The 2,057-nt window shown below is 55.9% G+C and carries 2 protein-coding genes; one reads left to right on the plus strand and one right to left on the minus strand.

Going from position 1 to position 2,057, the window contains the following annotated elements:
• The first annotated feature begins 815 nt into the window (after positions 1 to 815).
• The gene (locus tag AC13HB_RS03570; protein WP_482948351.1) at positions 816 to 1,418 is read left to right on the plus strand and encodes a helix-turn-helix transcriptional regulator; all 603 of its coding nucleotides are present in this window, start codon (positions 816 to 818) and stop codon (positions 1,416 to 1,418) included.
• 82 nt (positions 1,419 to 1,500) lie between these two features.
• Here AC13HB_RS03570 and AC13HB_RS03575 read toward each other — a convergent pair whose 3' ends face one another.
• The gene (locus AC13HB_RS03575) at positions 1,501 to 1,815 is read right to left on the minus strand and encodes an ArsR/SmtB family transcription factor (RefSeq protein WP_482948352.1); all 315 of its coding nucleotides are present in this window, start codon (positions 1,813 to 1,815) and stop codon (positions 1,501 to 1,503) included.
• Between the last annotated feature and the right edge of the window lie 242 nt (positions 1,816 to 2,057).

Genomic DNA, 2,057 nt, shown 5'->3' on the forward strand with positions numbered 1-2,057 from the left:
GGGCTACAGACCACCAGCTCCTGAAGCGCTCTTGCCAGCGACTTGTCTGCCGCCCTACGTTGAGGGCGTGCCGGCATGACCGCCGCACATAACCCGCCGGGCCCTAACTTTAAAACTGGGCCACTTGGGTGGGGCAGGCCAGCAAGCGTTGCCTTAGGTGATTACGGCGAAACTGCGGACTCCCCTCAGGGGTATCGGTTAGGTGGGGCGCAGAATGATTCAGCAGAGCAGAGATTTTTTTGAGGGCGCTCGCAAATCTATGCGTAATCACTTTGTTACGACCGGGAGGTATTCGAAATGGACAAGTCCCCCCCCCTTGCGACGGTCCGCATCGTACCTCTCGGTCTAACGCTTTCGAGTTTTTTGCTCGTCACATATGCACTTTGCATCCTGTTTGGCCTCCTCGTGCCTGACACGTTTCGGATGCATGAGGCGTGGGCCCCGCTCCTCCCCGGGTTTGAGTGGCTCACGCCTCGAGGTGTGCTCTTTGGCGCTATTGGAGCCTATGGATACGGTTGGTATATTGCGGTGCTCATCGTACCGCTCGGCCGACTGTTCCATCGATAACTAGAATCTGCTGGCTAGGCAGACGGTCCATCTACATCCCCCGGAATTTTGAGCGCCCGGTACAGTCCGGGCGATTTTTTTCAGCAATTTTTCGCCGAACCCACGAGTTGCCACATCCGGCAAGCTCAGTTGGCGCCATGCCTCAGACTTCGATCGAGGGGAGAGCGACTTTCTTGCGTAATCGCCCTGTGCAAAAGCAGGTTTGAGGCCATCGAGGTTCTCAAAATTGCTTGAGAGGGCCTCCAACAATGCTCGTTTCAAAACCTGATGAAATCAAACAATCGGTGTGGGCGGACCGATTGAAAAGATACCGCGTGCAAATGTCCTACAAGCAGAGCGCTCTGGCGGAGGAGCTTGGGGTGTCTCAGCCACAGATCTCGCGGTGGGAGAATGCTTACAGTGCACCCAGTTTGCCGATGCAGGCGAAGATTATTCGCGTCCTAGAGCGAGCTGAAGCCCAGGAGCCTTGGCACGATGTCGTCTCTTTTATTGCTCGAACGGCGGCCGTGGCGCTCGGCATCAGCAGTGCTGGCCAAATTCGCGTGGCTTCATTGGGATTTGCGGAAGCTGCGGGTGTCCCGCTAAGCGCGATCGAAGGGCACTCGATAGAGGATGTATTCAGTGGCGATTTAATCGGCGCCTATCGCGAGCTTGGCAAAGCCGGTGCGTTCAGGCGAGGATTCTCAGCATCATCTCAGGATTTGGAGGTAGTTTTTGGAGCCGTGCAGGGGGCCCGTGGTTTCCTCATCCGGGCCGAGCATTGGTCGACGCACGATCGGGATGGGCAGGTGTTATGGGCCATAATGGGCGCTCCGAAGAAGCGAGAAGAGGCCCCAACCTCAACTTTGTAGGCCTCCAAGGAGTCTCAGATCTGCAAACATGTGCGTTTGGGGACAATCGGCCTCAGTGGCCTGTCGGGCCGGCACAGTAGCGTCACGAACGTTCCGAAGAAGGGGCGCAATAAGTCGCGTATAATGCCATCATCAACGAACGAATGTTTTCACTGGCTAGCGTGTAATAGATGGTCTGGCCGTCTCGTCGCGTTTTCACGAGGCCTTTATTTCTCAGAATAGCGAGTTGCTGTGACATCGCTTGGTCACGCATGTTGAGGCTGTCAGCGAGATCACCGACAGAGCGTTCGCGCTCCATCAACGCGCATAACGCTAGAAGACGGTTGGAATTGGCAAGCGTTTTCATAACGTCCGCGACGTCTTCGGCGACCGGTTTCATATCTGCGAAATTCATCATCTGCGCACATCTACAGCTAAGCGAATTCGCCAATATGTGACAGATCGACTAAAAGTGCGATCCCAGCCATGGCTTTTTTCTGGTTGCGAGCGTAGGGATGCAGTGGACTGCTCCCCGCAAAGTGGCCCGGTCTTTGAGTTAGGTCCTGGCTCCAACTGAGGAGTTCAGAAATGGGCCGCAAGACTTACAAGGCCGAGGAGATTATCGCGCATCTGCGGGAGGTTGAGGTTCGCCAGGGCCGG

The organism is Maricaulis sp. B-26 (genome assembly GCF_056857855.1).

Coding starts and splice junctions, on each gene's coding strand:
- AC13HB_RS03570 (WP_482948351.1), top strand. CDS start 816: ATGCTCGTTTCAAAACCTGATGAAATCAAACAATCGGTGTGGGCGGAC.
- AC13HB_RS03575 (WP_482948352.1), bottom strand. CDS start 1,815: ATGATGAATTTCGCAGATATGAAACCGGTCGCCGAAGACGTCGCGGAC.